Source organism: Agathobaculum desmolans ATCC 43058 (genome assembly GCF_000701665.1).
In the GTDB taxonomy this organism is placed as follows: Bacteria; Bacillota; Clostridia; order Oscillospirales; family Butyricicoccaceae; genus Agathobaculum; species Agathobaculum desmolans.
This window is the reverse complement of record NZ_JNJN01000088.1, coordinates 1-2,561: the sequence shown is the minus strand read 5'-3', so window position 1 is coordinate 2,561 and position 2,561 is coordinate 1. Positions and strand designations below refer to the sequence as shown.

At 52.1% G+C, this 2,561-nt stretch carries 1 rRNA gene; it reads right to left on the bottom strand.

Annotation, left to right across the window (positions count from 1 at the left end):
- Positions 1-3 precede the first annotated feature (3 nt).
- Positions 4-2,561 (bottom strand): 23S ribosomal RNA (locus T363_RS15795); the annotation flags it as partial.

Genomic DNA, 2,561 nt, shown 5'->3' with positions numbered 1-2,561 from the left:
ATTGAGGTCAAGCCCTCGGCCTATTAGTATCAGTCCGCTGCATACATTACTGCACTTCCACTCCTGACCTATCAACCTTGTAGTCTACAAGGGGCCTTACTCCCGAAGGATGGGAACACTTATCTCGAGGGGAGTTTCACGCTTAGATGCCTTCAGCGTTTATCTCGTCCGTACTTAGCTACCCAGCTATGCCCCTGGCGGAACAACTGGTGCACCAGCGGTACGTCCATCCCGGTCCTCTCGTACTAAGGACAGCTCCTCTCAATATTCCTACGCCCGCAACAGATAGGGACCGAACTGTCTCACGACGTTCTGAACCCAGCTCGCGTACCGCTTTAATTGGCGAACAGCCAAACCCTTGGGACCGAATTCAGCCCCAGGATGCGATGAGCCGACATCGAGGTGCCAAACCTCCCCGTCGATGTGGACTCTTGGGGGAGATCAGCCTGTTATCCCCAGGGTAGCTTTTATCCGTTGAGCGACGGCATTTCCATTCACATACCGCCGGATCACTAACTCCAACTTTCGTTACTGCTCGAACCGTCATTCTCGCAGTTAGGCTCGTTTTTGCGTTTACACTCAGTGCACGATTTCCGTCCGTGCTGAACGAACCTTTGAGCGCCTCCGTTACTCTTTAGGAGGCGACCGCCCCAGTCAAACTGCCCACCTGACAGTGTCCCCCGACCAGATTCATGGCCGCAGGTTAGAATCCCAATACCCCAAGAGTGGTATCCCAAGGTTGCCTCCACAAATGCTGGCGCACTTGCTTCCCAGGCTCCCACCTATCCTGTACATGGAATACCGAGATCCAATATCAAGCTACAGTGAAGCTCCATGGGGTCTTTCCGTCTAGTTGCGGGAAACCGGCATCTTCACCGGTACTACAATTTCGCCGGGCGGGCTGTTGAGACAGTGCCCAAATCGTTACGCCATTCGTGCGGGTCAGAACTTACCTGACAAGGAATTTCGCTACCTTAGGACCGTTATAGTTACGGCCGCCGTTTACTGGGGCTTAAGTTCGCACCTTCGCTTGCGCTAAGCACTCCCCTTAACCTTCCAGCACCGGGCAGGCGTCACCCCCTATACGTCATCTTTCGATTTAGCAGAGAGCTGTGTTTTTGCTAAACAGTCGCTTGGGCCTTTTCACTGCGGCCTGCTCTCGCAGGCGCCCCTTATCCCGAAGTTACGGGGCCAATTTGCCGAGTTCCTTAACAACCCTTCTCCCGTTGGCCTTAGAATACTCATCCCATCTACCTGTGTCGGTTTGCGGTACGGGCACCTTAGTATACACATAAGCTTTTCTCGTCTCTCACGCCATCTACTTCCCTACTATTTTTCGGTCCCTTTCGCCCCGGGCAACCATCGCCGGGGTTAGACTTAATGAAAGCGTCCCTTATGCTTAAAGTTCGGTGGTTACGGAATTTCTACCGTATGTGCATCGACTACGCCTTTCGGCCTCGCCTTAGCTCCCGACTAACCTTGGGCGGACGAACCTTCCCCAAGAAACCTTAGATTTTCGGCCATTATGATTCTCACATAATTCTCGCTACTTATTCCGGCATTCTCACTTGTATGAAGTCCACCAGTGCTTCCGCTCTGACTTCACCCCGCATACAACGCTCCCCTACCCAGACTTGCGTCTGCCTAAGCTTCGGTTGAACACTTAGCCCCGTTACATTTTCTGCGCAAAACCACTCGACCAGTGAGCTATTACGCACTCTTTGAATGAGTGGCTGCTTCTAAGCCAACATCCTGGTTGTCTTCGCAGTTTCACATCATTTTCCACTTAGTGTTCATTTGGGACCTTAGCTGTAGATCTGGGCTGTTTCCCTTTTGACCACGAGACTTATCTCACGTAGTCTGACTGCTATTCATCAATTAGCCGGCATTCAGAGTTTGATAGGGTTCGGTAACCTCGCGGCCCCTAGCCCATTCAGTGCTTTACCTCCGGTAATCTAAAATAACGCTAGCCCTAAAGCTATTTCGGGGAGAACCAGCTATCTCCGAGTTCGATTGGAATTTCTCCGCTATCCACAAGTCATCCCCGGCTTTTTCAACAGACGTGGGTGCGGCCCTCCACGGTGTCTTACCACCGCTTCAGCCTGCTCATGGATAGGTCACCCGGTTTCGGGTCTAATACCTGCAACTTCATACGCCCTTTTCAGACTCGCTCTCGCTGCGGCTCCGGAACTCCAGTTCCTTAACCTCGCTGCAAATATTAACTCGCCGGACCGTTCTACAAAAAGTACCCGATCACACTTTAACGTGCTCTCGGTGCTTGTAGGCACAAGGTTTCAGGTTCTTTTTCACTCCCCTCCCGGGGTACTTTTCACCTTTCCCTCACGGTACTGCTCCACTATCGGTCACTGAGTAGTATTTAGGCTTGGAGGATGGTCCCCCCATCTTCCCTGCGGGTTTCACGTGTCCGCAGGTACTCTGGATCCGGCTAGCGCTTCATTCTTTTCACTTACGGGACTATCACCCTGTGTCGTTGCTCTTCCCAAAGCATTCAGTTAAGAATAAAAGCTGCATGTTGCCGTCCTAACCCCGGGAATATTGCT